The organism is Vibrio sp. 1401 (assembly GCF_033340295.1).
Genome location: NZ_JAWOWF010000529.1, coordinates 1 through 616, shown reverse-complemented (window position 1 = coordinate 616; position 616 = coordinate 1). Strand labels below are relative to the sequence as shown.

Annotated in this window: 1 protein-coding gene; it reads left to right on the top strand. The window is 50.8% G+C overall.

Annotation, left to right across the window (positions count from 1 at the left end; translation table 11 throughout):
- Positions 1-616: E3 binding domain-containing protein (locus R7Z77_RS26645; protein ID WP_318137208.1), on the top strand; the 616-nt coding region annotated here is incomplete at both ends.

The window sequence follows — 616 nt, the reverse complement described above, 5'->3', positions numbered from 1 at the left end:
AAACTCGATCAAGTGATCCTCACCGTTGAGACGGCGAAAGCAACCGTAGACGTTCCAGCTCCGTACGCAGGCAGAATTGTCAGCCGCCATGGTGAAGAAGGCGACGTGATTAATATTGGCGCCCTACTTATAGAAATCGACGAAAGTGGCGCAGAAAACACTGTCTCTGCGGAAAAACGACAAACTGCCGATGCCGCAACCGTTGTTGGCACCGTATCTCACCAATCTCATAATGTAAATGTTGACGATTTTTGGGTGGGCGGCAGCCACAACAAATCGGCAGACAAACTCATCACCGCCTTACCTTCCGCGCGTTTGCTAGCGAAAAAACTAGGCGTAGATTTGAAAACGATGGTCGGTAGCGGACCAAGCGGTTTGATCGTCGATGCCGATGTTTACGAAGAAGCAGGCAAACAAGTTCCTGGCACTGGAGTGCTCAAAGGAGCGCGCCGTACGATGGTCTCGACCATGGCAGAATCACATCAAAACGTCGCAGCGGTGACCATTACCGAAGAAGCGTTATTGGAAGATTGGTTGCCAAACGAGGACATCAGCATTCGTCTGGTACAAGCTATCGTTTATGCTTGCCAGCAAGAGCCAGCTCTCAACGCTTGGT